Annotated in this window: 18 protein-coding genes and 2 tRNA genes; 6 read left to right on the top strand and 14 right to left on the bottom strand. The window is 59.8% G+C overall.

Annotated features, from left to right (window positions below; genetic code table 11):
• The first annotated feature begins 23 nt into the window (after positions 1-23).
• Entirely contained in the window at positions 24-635 is a 612-nt protein-coding gene (locus IE158_RS09870) for an RraA family protein (RefSeq protein WP_189643529.1), read from the top strand.
• A gap of 40 nt (positions 636-675) precedes the next feature.
• Positions 676-2,721, top strand: coding sequence for a M3 family metallopeptidase (locus IE158_RS09865; RefSeq protein WP_189643528.1), 2,046 nt, complete (start codon positions 676-678; stop codon positions 2,719-2,721).
• Positions 2,722-2,790: 69 nt separating this feature from the next.
• Here IE158_RS09865 and IE158_RS09860 read toward each other — a convergent pair whose 3' ends face one another.
• From IE158_RS09860 to ychF, 5 genes are all read right to left on the bottom strand, one after another.
• On the bottom strand, positions 2,791-3,327 hold the full coding sequence (locus IE158_RS09860) for a DUF4385 domain-containing protein (protein ID WP_189643527.1): 537 nt from the start codon (positions 3,325-3,327) through the stop codon (positions 2,791-2,793).
• Complete coding sequence (locus tag IE158_RS09855) at positions 3,324-3,707, bottom strand: VOC family protein (RefSeq protein ID WP_189643526.1); 384 nt, start codon at positions 3,705-3,707, stop codon at positions 3,324-3,326. Before IE158_RS09855 ends, IE158_RS09860 begins: the two co-directional genes overlap by 4 nt.
• A gap of 62 nt (positions 3,708-3,769) precedes the next feature.
• Positions 3,770-4,402: a Dps family protein gene (locus IE158_RS09850; RefSeq protein WP_189643525.1), complete on the bottom strand. Its 633-nt coding sequence runs from the start codon at positions 4,400-4,402 to the stop codon at positions 3,770-3,772.
• Positions 4,403-4,406: 4 nt separating this feature from the next.
• Positions 4,407-5,300 (bottom strand): MBL fold metallo-hydrolase, encoded by an 894-nt coding sequence (locus tag IE158_RS09845; RefSeq protein WP_189643524.1) that lies wholly within the window; start codon positions 5,298-5,300, stop codon positions 4,407-4,409.
• A gap of 100 nt (positions 5,301-5,400) precedes the next feature.
• Positions 5,401-6,501, bottom strand: coding sequence for a redox-regulated ATPase YchF (gene ychF, locus IE158_RS09840; protein ID WP_189643523.1), 1,101 nt, complete (start codon positions 6,499-6,501; stop codon positions 5,401-5,403).
• A 364-nt stretch (positions 6,502-6,865) separates the two neighbouring features.
• On the opposite strand from ychF, the gene IE158_RS09835 reads away from it, so the two are divergent.
• Positions 6,866-7,603: a DUF5131 family protein gene (locus IE158_RS09835; protein WP_189643522.1), complete on the top strand. Its 738-nt coding sequence runs from the start codon at positions 6,866-6,868 to the stop codon at positions 7,601-7,603.
• On the opposite strand, the gene tcmP is transcribed toward IE158_RS09835, so the two are convergent.
• The 7 genes from tcmP to IE158_RS09800 form a co-directional block, all read right to left on the bottom strand.
• Positions 7,596-8,717: a three-Cys-motif partner protein TcmP gene (gene tcmP / locus IE158_RS09830; RefSeq protein WP_189643521.1), complete on the bottom strand. Its 1,122-nt coding sequence runs from the start codon at positions 8,715-8,717 to the stop codon at positions 7,596-7,598. The genes IE158_RS09835 and tcmP overlap by 8 nt on opposite strands.
• Before the next feature lie 60 nt (positions 8,718-8,777).
• A complete protein-coding gene (locus IE158_RS09825; RefSeq protein ID WP_189643520.1) occupies positions 8,778-8,978 on the bottom strand; it encodes an excalibur calcium-binding domain-containing protein in 201 nt (66 codons plus the stop codon).
• A gap of 220 nt (positions 8,979-9,198) precedes the next feature.
• Entirely contained in the window at positions 9,199-11,064 is a 1,866-nt protein-coding gene (infB, locus tag IE158_RS09820) for a translation initiation factor IF-2 (RefSeq protein WP_189643519.1), read from the bottom strand.
• Positions 11,065-11,163: 99 nt separating this feature from the next.
• On the bottom strand, positions 11,164-11,490 hold the full coding sequence (locus IE158_RS09815; RefSeq protein ID WP_229839048.1) for a DUF448 domain-containing protein: 327 nt from the start codon (positions 11,488-11,490) through the stop codon (positions 11,164-11,166).
• Positions 11,474-12,682: a transcription termination factor NusA gene (nusA, locus tag IE158_RS09810; protein WP_189643517.1), complete on the bottom strand. Its 1,209-nt coding sequence runs from the start codon at positions 12,680-12,682 to the stop codon at positions 11,474-11,476. The genes IE158_RS09815 and nusA overlap by 17 nt, the downstream gene beginning before the upstream one ends.
• A gap of 54 nt (positions 12,683-12,736) precedes the next feature.
• Entirely contained in the window at positions 12,737-13,189 is a 453-nt protein-coding gene (gene rimP / locus IE158_RS09805) for a ribosome maturation factor RimP (protein WP_189643516.1), read from the bottom strand.
• A 142-nt stretch (positions 13,190-13,331) separates the two neighbouring features.
• On the bottom strand, positions 13,332-14,006 hold the full coding sequence (locus IE158_RS09800) for a septum site-determining protein MinC (RefSeq protein ID WP_229839047.1): 675 nt from the start codon (positions 14,004-14,006) through the stop codon (positions 13,332-13,334).
• A gap of 411 nt (positions 14,007-14,417) precedes the next feature.
• Here IE158_RS09800 and IE158_RS09795 point away from each other — a divergent pair, with 411 nt between their 5' ends.
• Positions 14,418-15,380, top strand: a complete 963-nt coding sequence (locus tag IE158_RS09795) for a hypothetical protein (RefSeq protein WP_229839046.1) — start codon at positions 14,418-14,420, stop codon at positions 15,378-15,380.
• Positions 15,381-15,612: 232 nt separating this feature from the next.
• Here IE158_RS09795 and IE158_RS09790 read toward each other — a convergent pair whose 3' ends face one another.
• Entirely contained in the window at positions 15,613-16,752 is a 1,140-nt protein-coding gene (locus IE158_RS09790; RefSeq protein WP_189643515.1) for an NAD(P)/FAD-dependent oxidoreductase, read from the bottom strand.
• Positions 16,753-17,196: 444 nt separating this feature from the next.
• Positions 17,197-18,696: a proline--tRNA ligase gene (gene proS, locus IE158_RS09785; RefSeq protein WP_229839045.1), complete on the bottom strand. Its 1,500-nt coding sequence runs from the start codon at positions 18,694-18,696 to the stop codon at positions 17,197-17,199.
• 122 nt (positions 18,697-18,818) lie between these two features.
• Between proS and IE158_RS09780 the strand changes: the two genes are divergently transcribed.
• Positions 18,819-18,892: transfer RNA gene (locus tag IE158_RS09780), tRNA-Cys, on the top strand.
• Positions 18,893-18,916: 24 nt separating this feature from the next.
• A tRNA-Val gene (locus IE158_RS09775) sits at positions 18,917-18,991 on the top strand.
• Positions 18,992-19,111 lie beyond the last annotated feature (120 nt).

Below are 19,111 nucleotides of genomic sequence, written 5' to 3'. Positions count from 1 at the left end.
CATTCTGCCCGTTACTCTGAAGTATGACTTCCACGACTGCACCGCCCACCACAGCCTTTGGCTCGCTGCTGACCGGAGAGCGGGTGCTGGACTACCATATCCGCCCGCTGTACACGGGCATGCCAGGGCTGAGCGGTCCAGCCTTTACGGTACGGCTGGAACCCGGCTGCAACCTGATGCTGCACGCGGCGATTTATCACGCACCAGTCGGCTCGGTGCTGGTGGTGCAGTCCCCGGACCGGCGGCATGCGGTGGCTGGAGGCAACGTCTGCCTGACCGCGCAGCAGAACGGCATTGCTGGCATGGTCATTGATGGTGTCATCCGTGACCGGGCTGAGATTGAGGCAGCCCGCTTTCCGGTCTTTGCCCTGGGCACCAGCCCTATTCCGGGCAGCAAGGAGCCACGCGGCGAGTGGCAGCAACCGCTTCAGTGTGGTGGCGTGACGGTCCATCCTGGCGACTGGATAGTGGCCGACAGCGAGGGCATCCTATGTCTTCCCGCCAGGGAAGCCCCGGTGCTGCTAGACCAGGCCCGCCAGGCAGAAGCAAAGGAGGCGGCCCAGTCACTAGAAGCGTGGCAGGCCGAGCACCGACGCAAGGTGGACAGCGCGCTGGCTGGGTGCAGTGGAAACTAAGCGCTCTGGAAACTAAGCGCTCTCACCTATACTCGGATTCATGACCCAATCCACCAATCCTTTGCTGGACATCCAGTTCCAGATTCCTTTTGACCGGCTGCGGCCCGAGCACGCCCAGCCTGCCATTGACACCCTGCTGGATCAGAGCCGCGCCGCGCTTGGTGCACTTGCCGGGGCTGGTGAGCGCGACTTTGCCGGGTTCGTGGATGAGCTGGACCGGCTGACCCGCGAGCTGGACACGGCCCGCACCGTAGTAGGCCACATGGACAGCGTGGTGGCCACTGACGAGTGGCGCGCCGCTGAGGAAGCCATCCTGCCGGGCGTGACCGAGTTCTACACGTCACTGGGTCTGGATGCCGGGCTGTGGCAAGCGCTCAAGGCTTACGCGCAGACGCCCGCCGCACAGCATCTGGACCCGGTGCGCGCCCGCTTCCTCAAGCTGACGATGGACGAGTTCCGCCGGGGCGGAGCCGACCTGCCCAAAGACAAGAAAGCCCGCTTGCAGGAGCTGAACGCCGAACTGGCCCAAGTGACCAACACCTTTGCCAAGAACGTGCTGGACGCCACCGCCGCCTTTGAGCTGTATGTGCCGGCCGAGCGCCTGAGCGGTGTGCCTCAGCGGGTGCAGGAGGCCACGCGGGCAGACGCCGAGGAGCGCGGCCAAGCAGGGCACCGCCTGACCTTGCATGCCCCAGTGCTGACGCCCGTGCTCACCTACGCCGATGACCGCGAGCTGCGCCGTGAACTGTGGCAGGCCAGCGGCCTGGTAGGCCAGCAGCCGGAGGGAGACAACCGCCCACTGGTTCGCCGCATCCTGGAACTGCGCCGCGAGAAGGCGCAGCTGCTGGGCTACCGCAACTTCGCCGACCTGGTGCTGGAAGACCGCATGGCAAAAACGGGCGACGCAGCCCTGGCGTTCGAGCGCGACCTGGAAGCCAAGACCCGGCCCGCCTGGGAGCGGGAAAACGCTGAGCTGGAAGCCTTCTACCGGCAGCAGGCTGGCACGGACGCCCCGGCCCTGGCACACTGGGACATCGCCTACTGGGCCGAGAAGCAGCGCCAGGAGCAGTACGACTACGACGAAGAAGAGCTGCGCCCCTACTTCGAACTGAACAGCGTCCTGGCGGGCCTGTTCGAGATTGTCGGGCGGGTGTTCGGCATCACGGTCAAGGAGGCGCAGGCTCCCGGCTGGCATCCTGACGTGCGCTACTACGACATCTTTGCTGAGGGCAAGGATGGACAGCGCGGCGAACATATCGCCAGCTTCTATACCGACTGGTTCCCCCGCGACACCAAGCGCGGTGGGGCCTGGATGAACGCCTTTGTGACTGGTGGACCTGCCGAGGGCCAATTTTTGCCCCACCTGGGCCTGATGTGCGGCAACATGACCCCGCCGGGCAAAGATACGCCTGCCCTGCTCTCGCTGGACGAAGTGGAAACGGTCTTTCACGAGTTCGGGCACCTGCTCCACCACGCTCTCAGCCGGGTAGAAGTCCGCAGTCTCAGCGGAACCAACGTGGCCTGGGACTTTGTGGAACTGCCCAGCCAGATCATGGAGAACTGGGTCTGGCAGCGAGAAGCGCTGGACCTGTTCGCGCGGCATTACCAGACCGGCGAGCGCCTCCCCGAAGACCTGTTCCGCAAGATGCTGGCCGCCCGCAACTACCGCGCCGCCAGCGCCGCCATGCGCCAGTATTCCTTCGGGATGACCGACCTGAGCCTGCACGTGGAATACGACCCGGCCAGCGATACGGACCCGGTGGCCTACGCCCGCGAAGTGATGAACCGCTTTAGCCCTCTGCCCCTGCCCGGCGACTACGCGATGGTTGCCCGGTTTGGACACCTGTTTGCCAGCCCGGTGGGCTACGGGGCAGGTTATTACTCCTACAAGTGGGCCGAAGTGCTGGACGCCGACGCCTTTTCACGCTTCGAGCAAGAAGGCATCTTTAGCCGCGAGACAGGCCGCGACTTTGTGGACACGCTGCTGGGCCAGGGCGGCAGCAAGGACCCTGCCGAGCTGTACCGCGACTTCATGGGCCGTGACCCCGACCCGCAGGCCCTGCTCCGCCGCAGCGGACTGCTCTAGAGGAAAAAAGCAGAAAGCAGAGAGTCCTGAACGTCCAGATTAGCTCTCTGCCTTCTGCTCCTGGCGACCTCAACCCAAACGCGCTTTCCAGTCCTTTTTTAAGGCTGCGTACTCCGTGTTGGCTTCGGCCTCGTCCCACTTGGCCTTAAAGATACGGGCCGCTTCGGCCTTAATAGGGTCTTCGGGTTGGCGGGGCAATTCAGCGCGGCCATGCGCTCCCGACTGGCCCTTTTTGTCATCTGGCACGGGGCCATCGTACTTTTTGCCGCCCTTGTGGTTGGCGTAGCGGCGGGCACGCGTAAAGCCCATTTGTAGAAATTTGCGGGCCATGTCCGCTCCCACAAAATCGCCCTGCGCCAAATAGCCAAGAAACATCGCGTAGATTTTGTCGCTGCTTTCCCGCGCCTTGTCGGGCGTGGCAAAGCGCCAGTGCGGCAGAATCTCGGCCTTGTACGGCTGCACCAGCAGCACACCTTGCTCGCCCCGGCCCACGCGGTACAGCTCCGGCTGCTCACGCAGATTCAGCTCAGCGTAGTGGAGGTCGTAGTCAAAGTCGCGCTCCGACTTTTTTTGTGGGCCTTTGGACACCCGTTCCTTTTCGGTCACTTGTCCTCCTGATAGCTGATGAATTCCAGCAAGGAGCCGTCCGGGTCATAGAAATACACACTCTGGCCCTCGCCTCCAGCCCCAGGCCGCCGCACCGGGCCAGAAATCACCTCTACTCCCCGCACCGCAAGATACGCCTGCGCCTCAGCGACGCTTCCGTCCCACTGGAAACACAGGTCCGAATTGCCTGGTTGCACCGGCAGACGGGCCACCTCCTGCACCTCCAGACCTGGTCCATGCACATTCAGCTGCTGCCCACCAATACGGTAGACAAAGCCTGAACCGTGCGGCACCACCTCGGCACCCAGGACCTCGGCATAAAAGGCATTTGAGCGCTCCCAGTCACTGACATGAATCACCACATGGTCAAGTTTCAGCATTTGCCGTCCTCTAGCAAAAAGGCCCGCCCCGGTGGGCAGGCCCTCATTCTTGCGCCTCCGCCTTAGCGGTTGTTCTGCATGTACTCGTCGTCCATCATGGCCTGAAGCATCCAGCGGATTTTGTCCATGGTGGCTGCGTAACCGTTGTACAGGTCGGCAGTGGCGGGGTCGTCGTTCTCGTCGGCGGTCAGGCTGTCGTCGCGGAAGCCCTTGCTCACGCGGGTCAGGTCGCTCACCAGGTCCTGCACCTGGGTGTAGGCGTCCCGCACGGTTTCGGTAGGCACCTGCACCACGCTGTAGCGGTCTAGGTCGCTGGGAGCAGCCACCGGACTGCCGCCCAGGGCCACCAGACGCTCGGCCTGCTCGTCAATCGCGGGGAAGAACATATCAATAAACTCGTCGTAGGCGGGGTGCAGATCGCGGAAGTACCGGCCCCGGATGTCCCAGTGGTACTTCTTGAACTTCAGGTACAGGCAGATGGTGGTGGCCAGGTTGCGCTGCAAGGTTTCGGCCACCGCACCGAACTGCTCTTCGGACAGGTAGTTGTGATCCACCAGATCGTTGTGCTGGACCTTCATATGGGCGGCATCGGTGGCGGTCCGCTGCGAATCGGCCTTGGCAGATTTGGCTTTGCTGGCCCTGCCCGCTTCCGCTTTGACAGCGGGCTTCTTGGTGTCTTTCTTCGCTTTGGTCATGGCGTCAGGATACGCCCCAGAGCAGCCGATTCTCCAGAATTTCCGCCCTGACATGGCCATCGGTCAAGAGCTCCTTAAGGTGCGCCGCCACAACGGCGCGGTTCAGGAGCAGCGGCCCCATGTGGCTCATCTGGACACCGGCCAGCTCGGCCACCCGCGCCAGCAGCTCGTCCAGACCCGCTGCGCCCTGCGTGGCTGCCTCCAGCACCCAGGCCGTGGTCTGGGCGTAAGACTGCACATTCGCTTCGGCCAGGCCCGCCAGGTCACCGGACGGCTCGCCATGCCCCATCAGTACCGTGCGAATCCCGCTCAACTCACCCAACGCCTGAGCCGATGCCTTTTGCGCGGCGGAATCGGCGCAGAAGGTCAGGGGATGTTTGCTCAGGGCCTCTGGGCCAAACAGAGCGTCAGCCGCGTAAAGCACGTCATCTATGCGTACCGCAAACATCTGCGCGGCGTGACCGGGCACCGCCAGCAGCTCTACGGCGGCTCCACCCAGCGTCTGCTGGCCGGCCTCCACCTCCTGCGCGGGCGAAGCAGGCGCGAGCAGGAACTTGGTTTGTAGCTCGGCAGGCGGGAGCGCCCCGTACAGCGAGAGCGGCTCCAGCACCGGATGGCGAATGATGGCGGCTTCCAGCGGCGGCGCATACACCGGCAGGCCAGGACACTTTTTCAGGATGTGGGCATTGCCGCCGTGATGGTCAGCGTGCGAGTGGGTGTTCAAAATCGCCGCTGGCGTGAGGCCCTGCGCCTCCAGCCCACGCAGCAGCCGGCGCGCTTGGGCGTCGTCCAGGCCCGTATCTACAATCAGCGCGCCACCGGCCCCATTGTCCACGGCCACACTGGTCACCGCTCCGCCCAGCCACCACACCCGGTCCGAAATCTGCTGCAAGGTCATGGGTCAGTGTAAGGGGCAGAGGCAGCAAGGAAAAAGCAGAAGGCCTGAGAGCGAAGATGCTCTGCCTTCTGCTTTCCGCCTTTGGCTGACTACTGCCCGCTCAGCTGCTGTGCAGCACGTTCATGATGTCGCCGTCTTTCATCACGTAGTCCTTGCCTTCGGTGCGAACCCAGCCCTTCGATTTGGCATTTGCCCAGCCGCCCGCTTCCACCATCTTGTCCCACTCAATCACTTCGGCGCGGATAAAACCTTTTTCCAGGTCGGTGTGAATCTCGCCAGCGGCTTCAGGGGCCCGTTCGCCGTCGCGGATGGTCCAGGCACGCACTTCCTTTTCGCCAGAGGTGATAAAGGTGATCAGCCCCAGGGTGTCGTAACCCACTTTGACCAGCTGATCCAGGCCGGATTCCTCTACGCCCAAGTCGGTCAGGAACTCGCGGGCTTCATCTTCAGGCATGGCGGCCAGCTCGCCCTCAATCTGGGCACTGATTTTCACGACCAGCGCGCCTTCACGCTCGGCGTACTCACGCACCGCCCGAACGTGGTCGTTCTCCTCAGTCAGCTCGTCTTCGCCCACGTTCGCCACGTAGATCACCGGCTTGGTGGTAATCAGGCCAAAATCCTTGGGAATCGGCGCGTCATAGCTGCCCGCACGGGCCGGCTTCCCCTCGCCCAGCACCGCGATGATCTGCTCGGCCAGCGACGCCAGGGCTGCCGCTTCCTTGTCGTTGCCCTTGGCTTTTTTCTGTAGATTCGTCAGGCGCTTTTCCAGCCCGGCCAGGTCGGCCAGAATCAACTCGGTATTGATGGTTTCGATGTCGTCTACCGGGTCCACCCGGCCCGCCACGTGAATCACGTTGTCGTCCTCAAAGCAGCGCACCACGTGGGCAATGGCGTCCACCTCGCGGATGTTCGCCAGGAACTGGTTGCCCAGACCCTCGCCCTTGCTGGCCCCCTTGACCAGACCGGCAATGTCTACGAACTCCACGTAGGTGGGAATAATCGGTGGCACCCGGTCTCCCTTGGTAAAGACCTGGCTGAGTGCACTCAGGCGCTCGTCGGGCACAGTTACGCGGCCCACGTTCGGCTCAATGGTCGCAAAAGGATAGTTGGCCGCCAGCGCATTGGCGCGGGTGATGGCGTTGAACAGGGTAGATTTGCCGACGTTGGGCAGGCCCACGATGCCGATGGCAAGGTTAGACATGGCGGTTCTCCAGGTTCTTCGGTGCGATAACTACAGCATTTTTCACGCTCGCCAGTCTATCAGGGCAGCGAGAGTTGAACCTGTGTCACCTTAGTCGTCCAGCAAATACACCTGCTCCTCACAGTCAGTCCAGCAATCCTTGGCGTTCACCTTAGTTGCCATCCAACAAAATGGCAACAAAAAACTACCGCATAGCGGCATATTCCGACTGTACCTGTTGGCAAGGCACACTCAACGTCCACATGACTGCCCACTCCCTGTCCGTATAGCCAAAAAGGCTTTCAACCCGTGTTTATCGAACACCCCATCCATATTACTGTGTTTTAGCGTATAATTTAGTAAACTGAAAAGTTTAGGAGGAATTATGGCTAGCACCAAAACGGGAATTGAATGGACCGACAAGACCTGGAACCCTACAACAGGGTGCAATAAGGTCTCTCCTGGATGTAAGCACTGCTACGCCGAGGAAATTACCCGTCGTTTTAAGGGCACCTTTCCCAACGGGTTTACTTTCACCATCCATGAGGAGAGATTGCAACAGCCAAGGACTTGGAAAAAACCGAGTCGTATCTTTGTCAATTCCATGTCTGACCTCTTCCACGAGCAGATGCCACTCTCTTATCTTGAAAGAATCTTTGAAGTCATGGCAGACTGCCCTCAACATGTTTTCCAAGTTCTGACCAAAAGAGCAGAACGGCTAAGTGAAATAGCACCCTATCTAGACTGGCCTGACAACGTTTGGATGGGCGTATCAGTAGAGACGCAAAAGTACGCATATCGCATCGATCATTTGAGAGAGGTAGATGCCAAAGTACGTTTCCTTTCGTGTGAGCCTCTCTTAGGACCGCTAGAGCTAGATTTGACCGGCATTCATTGGGTCATTACTGGTGGCGAATCTGGCAAAAACCATCGCCCGATAGATGAGAACTGGGTACGTTCGATACGAGATCAGTGCCTAGAGAGCAAGGTTGCTTTCTTTCACAAGCAATGGGGCGGTTCCACACCTAAAAAGAATGGCAGAATGCTCGACGGGCGCTCTTGGGATGAAATGCCGGCTGTTTATAGAGAATTACTTACCGATGAAGAGTTAAACGCTATCTAAGAAAAGTCACGATTGAGGTATCTGGCATCTGACTGTCAGGTACCCTTTTTCCGTCAGGCTTCTCAACTGCGATAATGCCCTGTTCTCTGAGTTGTTTTAGAGAATCTTTATAATCTTTATCTACATAAGAATTACGTGGATTCTCAGTATCATAAATATTGATAATTTCTCTTACGGTCACCTGCTGTCTGGAAAATCTTTTAAGCAGTAGATCCCCTAGAAGATAATAATTACTGAAAAGGCCCTGTGTCTTTTGAGACTTTTTTAGACTAAACCTAAATTCCCCGCCTTCTTCAGTCCTTAATCCTGACATTACCTCTCTGGCTATCTTTCTACCGGTAATATTCTTAGAAACGAATACGAGATAATGACTAGTACGCTCTTTATCTTGAAATTCAAATTCGAACGGCACCACATAACATTTCTCAGGCAAACAGTTTTCTAACGCTGACCAAATGTGGTCTACTATAGCCTTCTGCTTTTCTCTTCCATGCAAACTATGAATTTTTTCTAAAAGTTCGGCTTTACTTTCCACGCCTAAGAAAATTTCCGATTGACTTTTTATTTTTTCCGATGGATGTGATATATCCATATTGAATCTGTTAAAGTTAAAGAAGAATAAGATATCATTCCCTCTGCCAGATAATATTTTACTAATAGATTCTATAGAATATCCTCCATATCCAAATGGATCTAGAAAATATAGACACGGATACGGGCGAATGAACTCTTCTAGATTTTCAGCAGATATAAACTCATGAGTTAGTGTCAATCTTCTCTGAATATGCGGCCACATCCTGTGATTTTTTAAGTTTTCTGATAGAGCATTGAAATACTCGACATTTGGTTCATTAAAATGAATATAAAAATTCTTAGCCATATCACGGTAATAACAAGCACAAAATTCCATCACTTCAATAGGGGTTGACGGCTCCCTATGACCATCCTTATCAATAAAATATCCCGTTCCAGAGAATAAATCAACGTAGCCTATCTTTTTGTGCTTCGATGACAGAATAACCGACCAAGCCCTTAGATATTTTCTAACTATCTCTGTTTTAATTTTAGAAGGTAATTTTTGATTACTACTGAAGAAGTCATCTGTATTCCCCATATTCTTCCCCCTAGCTATGTATTGTGGCTCAAACCTAAAATATTGACCTGATTGTCTCGTCTATTTCTTCTCGCAGGCCATCCCGTCCCCGTCTCGGTCCAGCTTTGCACTGTAAGCCGGGTCGCCCTTCTTGATGTTGTAATAGCCGGCAGCGTTGGCTTCCTTGCAGGATTTGAAGCCGCCAGCGGGGATTTTGCCGGCAGCCAGGGCCGGAGCAGCGGCGAGGGTCAGGGCGGCGAACATCAGAACGGTTTTTTGCATTTCGGAACTCCTCAAGGTTGGATGGCGTTTGCGCGAACAGGCCGCAACGGGCGGTGAACCAGTCGGTCTTTTTCTCTCTGCATCCTACTCAGAAACTGGCCGACCTTCTGCACATTTGTGCAGCCTATGACCCAAGCCACACCCGGTAGCTCCTTAGACATATCCAGAGAAAAAAAGAGGCAGCCCTCTCACCGGCTGCCTCTCTTCCTGAAAAGAAGTCTTACTGCTCGACTTCGACCATCTCGCTGGCTTCGATGATGTCGCCTTCTTGCACTTCATCCCAGTCCAGGTTGATACCGCACTCCAGGCCCTGACGCACTTCACGCACGTCATCCTTGAAGCGCTTGAGGCCAGCCACGTTGCCCTCGTACACAACTTCCTTGCCACGGGTCACGCGGGCTTTGGCCCCACGCTTGAACAGGCCGTCGGTGATGTACGAACCGGCGATGTTGCCGGTCTTGGGGTGGCGAATGACCATGCGGACCTCAGCGCGGCCCAGGTACTGCTCCTCGTAGACCGGCTCCAAGTTGCCCTTGATCAGGCGGTCCACCTCGTCAATCATCTCGTAAATGATCCGGTAGGATTTGAGGTCGATTTCTTTGTTCTCAGCGGCTTTTTTCACGGCTCCGCTGGGCACCACGCTAAAGCACAGAATGGTCGCCTCAGCGGTGGACGCCAGCAGCACGTCGCCCTCAGTAGGTGCACCGATGCCGGCCAGCATCACGTTCAGCTTGACGTCATCCGTTTCCTTTTGGGCCAGGATGCCCTGAATGGCTTCCAGGCTGCCCTGCGTGTCGGCGCGCAGAATCAGGTTGACGGTCTGCACTTCGCTCAGCGGACCGAGGATGTCATCCAGGCTCAGCTTGGGCTTCTTGCGGGCGTCTTCCTCGTCGCGGCGCTGTTCCTGACGCTGCGCCACCAACTCGCGGGCTTCGTGCTCGTTGCCCGCACTGGCGACCATTTCGCCGCTGCTGGGCGCTTCACTGAAGCCCAGAATCTGCACCGGCGTGCTGGGCCCAGCTTCCTTGATCCGCTTGCCTGCCGAGTCGGTCATGGCCTTGACCTTGCCGTAGTTCTCGCCCACGACCAGGAAATCCCCGACTTTCAGCGTGCCTTCTTGCACCATCACCGTCGCCAGCACACCCGCTTGCTTGTCCACGCGACTTTCGATAATCACGCCAGCGAACTTGCCTTTGGGGTCGGCGCGCAGGTCCTCGAGTTCGGCGGTCAGGGAGATGTACTCCAGCAGGTCTTCGACCCCTTCGCCCGTGCGGGCACTGACCGGCACAGTAATCACGTCGCCGCCGTAATCCTCCGGCACCAGGTTGATGGTGGTCAGGTCGGCCTTGACGCGCTCAGGGTCGGCCTGGGCCAGGTCCACCTTGTTGATGGCAATCAGCATCGGCACACCCGCCGCCTGGGCGTGGGCGATGGCTTCACGGGTCTGGGGCATCAACGAGTCATCGGCGGCAATCACGATGATGGCAATGTCGGCCACATTGGCCCCGCGTGCGCGGATAGTGGTAAAGGCTTCGTGGCCAGGCGTGTCAATAAACACGACTTTGCCCCGGCTGGTCTGCGCCTCGAAGGCCCCCACGTGCTGGGTAATGCCACCTGCTTCTTTGGCGGCCACCTTACTGGAGCGGATGTAGTCCAGCAGGCTGGTCTTGCCGTGGTCCACGTGCCCCATGATGGTCACCACTGGGGCGCGGTGAGGCAGGCCCCCGCGGGCCGCCGCCGCTTCCTGGGCAGCTTGCTCTTCGGCTTCCAGTTGGGCCAACTCGGCCAGTTCTTCGGGGGTCATGTCGGTGCCAGCGTCAGCCTTCGGAGCAGCTTTGGGCTGTGCCTGGGCAGGCGCGCTGCCCGCTGCGGCGTCAGCCGTTTGTGCAGCTGCAGCTGCATCAGGAACGGCCTGAGCTGAGCTGCCGCCTTCAGCGACGATGCCTTTGATCAGTTCCACGGTGTCGGCTTCGATGGTGCTGCTGACGCTTTTGTAGCTGACACCCAGGTCATCAAGAATGCTGAGCATTTCAGCGTTGTCAATGCCAAGCTCCTTGGCAATGGTATAGATACGAACTTTGGACATAGCTCACCTCCGGGTGAGAAAAGATTGAATCAGGGAGAGCGGCTTAGTGCATGGCCCGGTCCTCGGGGAAAGGGTCATTCTGCCGGTGGGGAACAATGGTCATGGTAGAGCTGTTGATGGCGTTGGTGGGGAAAGCGGCTCGGTGGAACTTGCGGCCAGTTGCTCGGCCAGAGCGGGCGCAGCAGCGCCAAAAGCACGGCGCAGTTTCTTCTCGGTCCAGCAGGCTGGATTCTCCGCGCACAGGTAGCGCCCGCGTCCAGGCAAGCGGCGCGTGCCGGGCTGAGCCAGGTGCCAGCCGCCTGCCGAGGTCTGGGTCAGCCGCAGCAGTTCCGCCTGGGGGCGGGTGCAGCGGCAAGCCACACAGGTCCGCAGCGGCACGTGGGGAGCTGCCGCTGACGCCTTGGGGGTCTCAGACCTGCGCGTCACCTTCGCCCTGCTCGGTGCCAGCGTCCGCGTCTGAAGTGTCAGCCTCACTCGCGGCAGTGTCTGCAAAGAGGGCATCAAACGCCGAGGTGTCCTTGCCGCCCGACTTGCCGCCTTCGGCCTCAACGGCCTGCTTCATCGCTTCATCCAAGTCACTGATTGCGGCGGTTTCGCGCAGATCAATCTTCTGGCCGGTCAGCTTGGCCGCCAGGCGCACGTTCTGGCCACCTTTACCGATGGCGAGCGATAGCTGGTCCGGGGTGACAGTGACGGTGGCAGTGCCGGTTTCTTCGTCCAGCTCAATGGGGCCGACTTTGGCGGGGCTCAGGGCATTGCGGATGAATTCGCGCTGGTCCTCGTCCCACAGAATCACGTCCACACGCTCGCGGCCCAGTTCGCCGGTGACGGCCTGAATGCGCCCACCCCGGTGCCCAATGCAGGCACCGATGGGGTCCACGTTGGAGTTGTTGGAAAACACCGCCACCTTGGAGCGCTGGCCAGCTTCACGGCTGACCGCCTTGATTTCCACCACACCGTTTTGCACTTCGGGAATTTCCTGGCGCAGCAGGTAGTCCAGCAGGCGCTCATCGGCCCGGCTCGCCAAGATCGTGGGGCCTTTGGGCGTCTTGCGCACTTCCTTGAGGTAAATCTTGACGCGGTTGCCGGGGGTCAGCTTCTCGCCGGGAATCTGCTCGCGGGGCGGCATGATGGCTTCGCCAGCTCCCAGCTCCACGAACCAGTTGCCCTTGTTGTCGCTGCGGACCACCTGAGCGGTCAGCACCTGGCCTTCGCGGTCCTTGTACTCGTTGTAGACCACATTACGCTCGGTTTCCCGCATCTTCTGGGTCAGGGTCTGCTTGGCCGCTTGCAGGGCGATGCGCGAGAACTGCTCCCGCTCGACTGGGAACTCCATCTCCATGCCCACTTCCACACCAGGGTCCAGCTCCAGCGCTTCGGCAAGCGAGATTTGCATGTTCTCGTCTTCGACCTTCTCCACCACTTCTTTGATGATCAGCACTTCCAGGTCGCCGCTCTGGGGGTCCAGATGCACTTCCACGCGCTTTTCGGTGTCAATGTTGCGCTTGTAGGCGAGGGCCAGCGATTCCTCGAAGGCTTCGATCAGCTGTAATTCGTTGATATTGCGTTGCTGCGCCACTTCACGCAGCGCGTCCGCAAAGTTGATTTCTTGCGACATGGATATCCTTTCTTGAGGGGAGGCCAGCACTGGGTGCGGCCTTGCCCCAACAGCTCAGCGGTGTTCGCTGGGAAACTCGGCCAGGTTGGCCTTGAGGTCGGCGATTCGCAGGGTCACGTCACCCTGACCAGGCACGTCAAAGGTGACCTGTTCGCCGTCCACGGCCTTGATCGGCGCGGTAAAAGCGTGTTCACCGCCGCGCACCTTGGCCTTGAGACCCAGCATCCGTTCAAAGTGCCGGGAACGCAGCAGTGGACGCTTGGCCCCAGGCGACTCGACTTCCAGACGGTACTCACCGCCGATGGGATCGGCTTCGTCCAGCCAGGTGCTGAGGCGGCGGGTCACCGCTTCAATATCGTTCACCGCTACCGGCTGCTCATCGAGACGGTCAATCCGCACCAGCAGGACCGGGCGGCCTGACGCATTCTGCATCTGCACTTCCAGCAGCTCGTACTCGCTGCCCAGCTGCCGGGCTATTTCGTTACTCAGTTCTAAGTTGTTATTCATATGTCTGGCCCAGGGGGCCACGCTCACCTCCTCCACGAAAAAAGGTGGGCTCCCTCGCCCACCTCCCGTTCGAGGTCTGAGACCTCAGTATAACAGGCGCGCCCCTGGCCGCCAAAAGCAGTCCGCAGACACGCCGCGCACTTCAGCCCTCGCCGCCCACCGGAGGCATGGCCGAAAATGCCGGGGAAATCACAATGCGGTCCTCCTGAATCCGGGCCAGTTCGGCCTCGGCAGGCGCTTCCAGGCGGCGCATGGTGCTTAGAGAACTGCCTTCCGGCGAGCGGGCGAGGGCGTCGGCAATCCGAATCTGGGCGCTGGCGATGGGCCGTGCCCAGACGATGGCCGAAGTGTTGCCATAAGCGCCAGCATGCGCCACCCCCCGCAGCGCTCCCATCACGATAATGTCGCCGCCTGCCACGATCTCGACGCCCGGGTTCACATCACCCAGGACCACCACGCTGCCGCCGTACTCGCGGCGAAACCCGGAACGCAGAGAATGCGGCAGGATCACCGTGCGGTTGGGGTCGTCCGAGGAGGTCGCCGGGCTCTCCTCACGGGCGCGTTCATCGGAGGCCGAAACTGGCGCAGGCGCACTCACCGATACGCGGGGCGCACGGACCCGGTTTACCCGTCCCCCGGAGCGGGCAATCACGCTGATGGCGTCGGATACCGCGTCTGGAGCGGTGTCGCCCTGAATTTCCAGGGTCACGTTGACCCGCGCCAGACTCTGACTTTCCAGGCTGCGCCGAACACTGGTCCCGGTATCTCCCGGTTCCAGCACAATCATCAGGCCGCCGTGTGTTTCTCGCTGCTTCACTCCGCCATCTTAGTCCAGGTATCCCCGATTCAGATGATCTTGACTCTGCGCCGCAGCATCTGCACCACCTTCAGCCCCCCCGCCAAGGGCAGCCATCAGGTGGACGGGCTACAGAAGGCTGGTGAGCCCTAGTGCAGCGACAAACAGAGCCATTTGATAGATCTGGCCACTCGATCAGCACGGCCCACTTAATGAGCAGGGCACCAACAGACTCTCCCTATTTTATGAGCCGTTGCCCGCATAAGTTAGAAGGCCCCACGGCAGCCCCGTGGCTGGAACTTTTCGACCAGGCGCGAATTGACCTGAGCCTGGCAGCCTTGAAGTGGCGGCGTATCAGCGAAGCGCCAACAATTAAGCCACCACCAGCAACACATCAGCCCCGCTATTTTCGCTTTTAAGCAAGGAGAAATTATGACCCTTTACACTGATCCCCGTTCACGCCGCCTCCGTTGGAGCGGCATTCTGGCTGGCCTCGTTATGGGTGCCGTTTCGACCATGACCATGCTGGCCCTCGGCACCGTCGTTACCTCCCTCACCGGAATCACCCTGTCAGGCACTGGTATTCAGGCCCTGATCTGGGTGGCCCTCTCGGCCCTGGTGGGCGCTTACGCTGGTGGACTGACCGCCGTGCGTGCCAGCTCGCCTGCCACGTATGACGGCGACGCAGCCATCACCAAAGACGACGCTGGCCTGACTGGCCTGGTGACTGGGGGACTGTTGGTGCTGGCCTTTACCTGGATGCTCACCAGCGGCATCGGCAGCCTGCTGGGCCTGGCCGGTAACGCTGCCGGTGGCCTGGCCACTGCGGCCACCACCACGGGCGCCGCCGCTGGAGCTGCCGCTTCTCAGAGCCCAAGCGTGCAGGACTTCGTGTCAGGTATTCAGCCTGAGGACATTGAGTATCTGATTGCTGACAACACGGACCTGACCCCAGAGCAGGTGTCTGCGACCTCCAATGTCGTGGCGGGCGTGTTTCGCCGCGCCACAAACACGAGCGGCGTCAATCTGACCAATATCGCTGACGTGACCCGCAGCCGCACCGAGTACGTGCAAAATGAGCTGAGCGGCCCAGAATTCATCGCCCGTCTGGAGCGTCAGGGCCTGAGCACGGCGCAGGCGCAGGACGTACAGACCGAAGTCAGCCAGGAAGTAGACCGCCTCCAGAAGCAAGCTGCCGAAACTGCTGAGGCTGCCGAAGCTGCTGCCCGCAAGACTGCCACCTATGCCGGTCTGGGCTGGCTGATCCCCGCTGGCCTGATTCTGCTGGCCAGCCGGATGGGTGCAGCCAACGCAGCAGGTGGCGTCCGCCCCGTACGCCAAGTGACCACCGGCGTGAGCACCAGCAACACCCCGCCCCGCGACCGCAGGGAATAAGTCCCAAACGGCAGCCATTACAGACAACTGCGAACTCTTCCCATCCAAGAGGACCTGCCCGGTATTCCCCGGCAGGTCCTTTTTCTTTGTGCAGCTTCCAGGTCACAGAAGGTATGACGGCACAGTATTTGCCCAATTGCTGAGGTCCGCTTGATTGCCTCAAAGCAGTGCCGCCCGCTCTCCGGAGAAAGCGGGCGGCAGCTTCTAAGAAGCCCAGCTAAAGCGAGCGCAGTTACTTGATATTCAGCTGCCAGCGCACATGGCTGGCGATCTTCATGACGTGCGCCGCCACACCCGTCAGGGCCAGTCGGTAGTCGCCGGGCAGGTTGATGGCACCTACGGCCATCAGGCCGCCCAGGCTGACGAACTCGCCCTGGCTGTAGGGCTCATAAGCCTCCAGCGCTTCACCATGCGCGAGACGCATCAGGTTGGCGGCGGTGTGGCGACCCTCCTGTCCGGCATGCTGGGCCGTTGAGGGCACAGGTGCGCCGTCGCTCGCGTTGGCCGCAGCCATATCCCCGATGACGAATACGTCCGGGTAGTTGTGGGCCACCAGGTTCTGGTCCACCTTGATGCGGTTGCCCGGTCCACCCACGATGTTCTCGCCGCGCAGCAGGTTGCGGGCGCGGATGCCGCCAGTCCAGACGATCTTGCCGCCTGCAATCTGGCGGCGCTCACCAGCAGCGTTCTCGACAGTGACACTACCCGGAGCGGCCTCCACAATCTTGTGGCTGGTCAGAATTTCGATGCCGTAGTCCTTCAGCACACCGATGGCGCGTTCACGCAGCTTGGCATCTACCGTGGGCAAGACCGCAGGACCGGCTTCCACCAGGTACAGCTTCAGCCTAGGCAGGCCGGTTTTGTAGCTCAGCTCTTCGGAGCGCTGGGCCAGTTCCGTGATCAGCTCGGTGCCAGTCAGGCCCGCGCCGCCGATCACCACATCGCGGCTGCCAGTAAAGCCCGGCTCAAAGGCCCGGTTGACCCAGTCATAAATCTTCTCGGCGTCCTCAATCTCTTTGAGCACGTCTGCATTTTCCTGAAGGCCCTGAATACCATAAAAGTTGGTTTCGGAACCCATCGAGACCACCAGCTTATCGTATTCCAGTACGCGGCCATCCTTGAGGTGGACAGCGCGGGCGTCCAGGTCCACATGATCCACACTGGCTTGCTCGTACTCCACGCCTGTGCCCTGCAGCAGCGGCTGAATTGGCGTAGTAACCGTCTTGCCGTGGCCAGCGGCCTCGTGCAGCAGGGTGTAGTAGGTGTGATAAGGACGCTGGTCAATCAGCAAAACGTCGAGATTGTCAGTGGGCTTGAGGGCTGTGGCCGTAGCCATACCGCCGTAACCGGCACCCAGGATGATGGTTTTCATAATGATTCCTCCAGGAGATGATGCGAGCAGAAGTGAATGAATTCACGAGCAAGTTGAAGAGAAAGGATTGACCGAGCCGGAAGCCAATTGCAGCAGTGTAAGCGTCTAAACAGTCCAGTGCAACCCAGGGCGAGGACACCTGCGGCCTCAGGAAACACCTGCTCCGGCTGTGGCCCGCAACCACACCACAACGCCTCACATCTTACCCCAGCTCCGCAGCGGAGCAGGCGCCGGCAAAGGGGCTTCGCAGCACGGCGCCCAATAACGGACAAGCGCCCATACATAGCGCAAAAAGAGGCGGCGACCACTCTTGCTCTAGGCGTCTAGGCCACTAGTGACCGAGAGCACCTGAGACAAAGTGACATCCACTTCGCCCTACCTCAGTCATTGAGACGCTGGGACTTATCGCAGGCGCAGCGCGGAGGCCAGGCCCTCACTCAGTACTCAGTACTGACGGCCAAACAGCAGACGCTTGCCATACGCAGCGGGCTTGCCGGTATGCACGCAGACCCCTTCTTCACGATCAGCGAAGAACTCGGCGTCGTCAAAGGGCACATTGCGCGCTGTGGCCTTGGTGTCCTCTTTGATTTGACGCTCCGACTCGGGGTCGCCACAGTGAAACGCCCGCACCCATTTGCCCGCCTCAATGGCCGCCTTGAACTCGTCGTAGGTGTCTACGGTAACCGTGTTCTCCAGCATGAAGTTCTTGGCGCGCTCGTAGAGGTAGCGCTGAATGCCGTCCAGCCGGGCGTCCATGCTGGTCACGGCGTCCACACGGCCCAGGGTTTCCTTGTCTTCGCTGGTGCGGTTCTTGACCACCAGCTGTCCGGCTTCCAGGTCACGGGGACCAAGCTCAATGCGGACCGGCACGCCCTTGAGTTCCCAGTCGTTGTACTTAAAGCCGTTGGTCAGGCCCTCGCGGTCGTCCACCTTCACGCGGATGCCTTCACGCTCCAGCTCGGCGGCCAGGCGGCGAGCTTCTTCTACCATCTGGGCAAAGTCCTCTTTGCGGCCCACCGGCACGATGACCACCTGAATGGGCGCGATGTTGGGCGGCAGCATCAGGCCAAAATCGTCGCCGTGGGTCATGATCAGTGCCCCGATGATGCGGCTACTCAGGCCCCAGGAGGTGGTATAGGCGAACTCTTCGCGCTGCTCGGCGGTTTGGAACTTGACCTCAAAGGCCCGGCTGAAATTCTGGCCCAGGTAGTGGCTGGTCCCCGACTGAAGCGCCTTGCCGTCGCGCATCATGCCCTCAATGGAGTAGGTATTCTCGGCCCCGGCAAAGCGCTCGGAGGCGGTCTTTTCGCCGCGCACCACCGGCAACGCGAGCACGTCCCGGCAAAAAGAATGGTATTCGTCCAGCTGCTGGCGCACTTCAGCGCGGGCTTCGGCTTCGCTGGCATGGGCGGTGTGGCCTTCTTGCCAGAAGAACTCGGAGGTCCGCAAAAACGGCTTGGTCCGCAGCTCGGCGCGGAACACACTCCCCCACTGGTTGTGCAAAAAGGGCAGGTCACGGTAGGAGTTGAGCCAGCCGGACCACATGTGCCCGATGATGGTCTCGGAGGTGGGCCGCATCACGTACGGCTCGGCCAGCTCCTCGGTGCCGATCTTGCTCACGGTGAAGAGCTCCGGCGCGAAGCCCTCTACGTGGTCCGCCTCTTTCATGATGAAGCCCATCGGAATCAGCGTAGGAAACAGCAGGTTCTGGTGGCCGGTGGCTTTGAAACGGTCATCCAGGCCGCGCTGAATGCGCTCCCACAGCGCCGTGCCATAAGGCTTGACCACCATCGCGCCCGCCACCGGGGAATGATCGGCCAGGTCGGCTTTCTTCACCACTTCGTTGTACCAGTCGTTGAAATCCTCGCTCTGCGGGGTCACGCCATACTGCTTGGCCTTGTGGTCCTGCTTGTGCTCTTTGCCGCTCTGCTTGCCTTCGGTCATGCCGACCATCATAGCGGGCAAGCTCCCCGCACCGGCCTGCGCCAATGTGCTTAGCTTTACAACCCTCTAGGCCCGTGCTACCATTCTCTCCGCTGGCCTGAGCAGAGGTCATCCGCATAGCCGGCGCTGTAGCCAAGTGGTAAGGCAGAGCTCTGCAAAAGCTCCACCACCGGTTCGAGTCCGGTCAGCGCCTCCAAATCTGTTACCCCCATCCACATGCAGTTCCGTAGCTCAGGGGTAGAGCACTACCTTGACACGGTAGGGGTCAGCGGTTCAAATCCGCTCGGAACTACCAGATAAGAAGCCCGCCGCAAGGTGGGTTTTTTCTTTTTCTGCGGGGCCAAGTTGGCTGCTAAGTAGCTTCCGGGTGTAGATTGCATCATATTGCAATTCCCCAGTTGGCTCCACCAACTGC

The organism is Deinococcus piscis (genome assembly GCF_014653275.1).
Classification (GTDB): domain Bacteria; phylum Deinococcota; class Deinococci; order Deinococcales; family Deinococcaceae; genus Deinococcus; species Deinococcus piscis.
Note: the sequence above shows the minus strand (reverse complement) of the source record. Positions and strands in the feature narration are given on the sequence as shown.

Bases quoted from the DNA above. Each gene is read 5' to 3' on its own strand.
- proS (WP_229839045.1), bottom strand. From the start codon at position 18,696: ATGACCGAAGGCAAGCAGAGCGGCAAAGAGCACAAGCAGGACCACAAG.
- IE158_RS09790 (WP_189643515.1), bottom strand. From the start codon at position 16,752: ATGAAAACCATCATCCTGGGTGCCGGTTACGGCGGTATGGCTACGGCC.
- rimP (WP_189643516.1), bottom strand. From the start codon at position 13,189: ATGAATAACAACTTAGAACTGAGTAACGAAATAGCCCGGCAGCTGGGC.
- IE158_RS09850 (WP_189643525.1), bottom strand. From the start codon at position 4,402: ATGACCAAAGCGAAGAAAGACACCAAGAAGCCCGCTGTCAAAGCGGAA.
- IE158_RS09835 (WP_189643522.1), top strand. From the start codon at position 6,866: ATGGCTAGCACCAAAACGGGAATTGAATGGACCGACAAGACCTGGAAC.
- IE158_RS09870 (WP_189643529.1), top strand. From the start codon at position 24: ATGACTTCCACGACTGCACCGCCCACCACAGCCTTTGGCTCGCTGCTG.
- IE158_RS09825 (WP_189643520.1), bottom strand. From the start codon at position 8,978: ATGCAAAAAACCGTTCTGATGTTCGCCGCCCTGACCCTCGCCGCTGCT.
- IE158_RS09795 (WP_229839046.1), top strand. From the start codon at position 14,418: ATGACCCTTTACACTGATCCCCGTTCACGCCGCCTCCGTTGGAGCGGC.
- nusA (WP_189643517.1), bottom strand. From the start codon at position 12,682: ATGTCGCAAGAAATCAACTTTGCGGACGCGCTGCGTGAAGTGGCGCAG.
- IE158_RS09865 (WP_189643528.1), top strand. From the start codon at position 676: ATGACCCAATCCACCAATCCTTTGCTGGACATCCAGTTCCAGATTCCT.
- ychF (WP_189643523.1), bottom strand. From the start codon at position 6,501: ATGTCTAACCTTGCCATCGGCATCGTGGGCCTGCCCAACGTCGGCAAA.
- infB (WP_189643519.1), bottom strand. From the start codon at position 11,064: ATGTCCAAAGTTCGTATCTATACCATTGCCAAGGAGCTTGGCATTGAC.
- IE158_RS09845 (WP_189643524.1), bottom strand. From the start codon at position 5,300: ATGACCTTGCAGCAGATTTCGGACCGGGTGTGGTGGCTGGGCGGAGCG.
- IE158_RS09855 (WP_189643526.1), bottom strand. From the start codon at position 3,707: ATGCTGAAACTTGACCATGTGGTGATTCATGTCAGTGACTGGGAGCGC.
- tcmP (WP_189643521.1), bottom strand. From the start codon at position 8,717: ATGGGGAATACAGATGACTTCTTCAGTAGTAATCAAAAATTACCTTCT.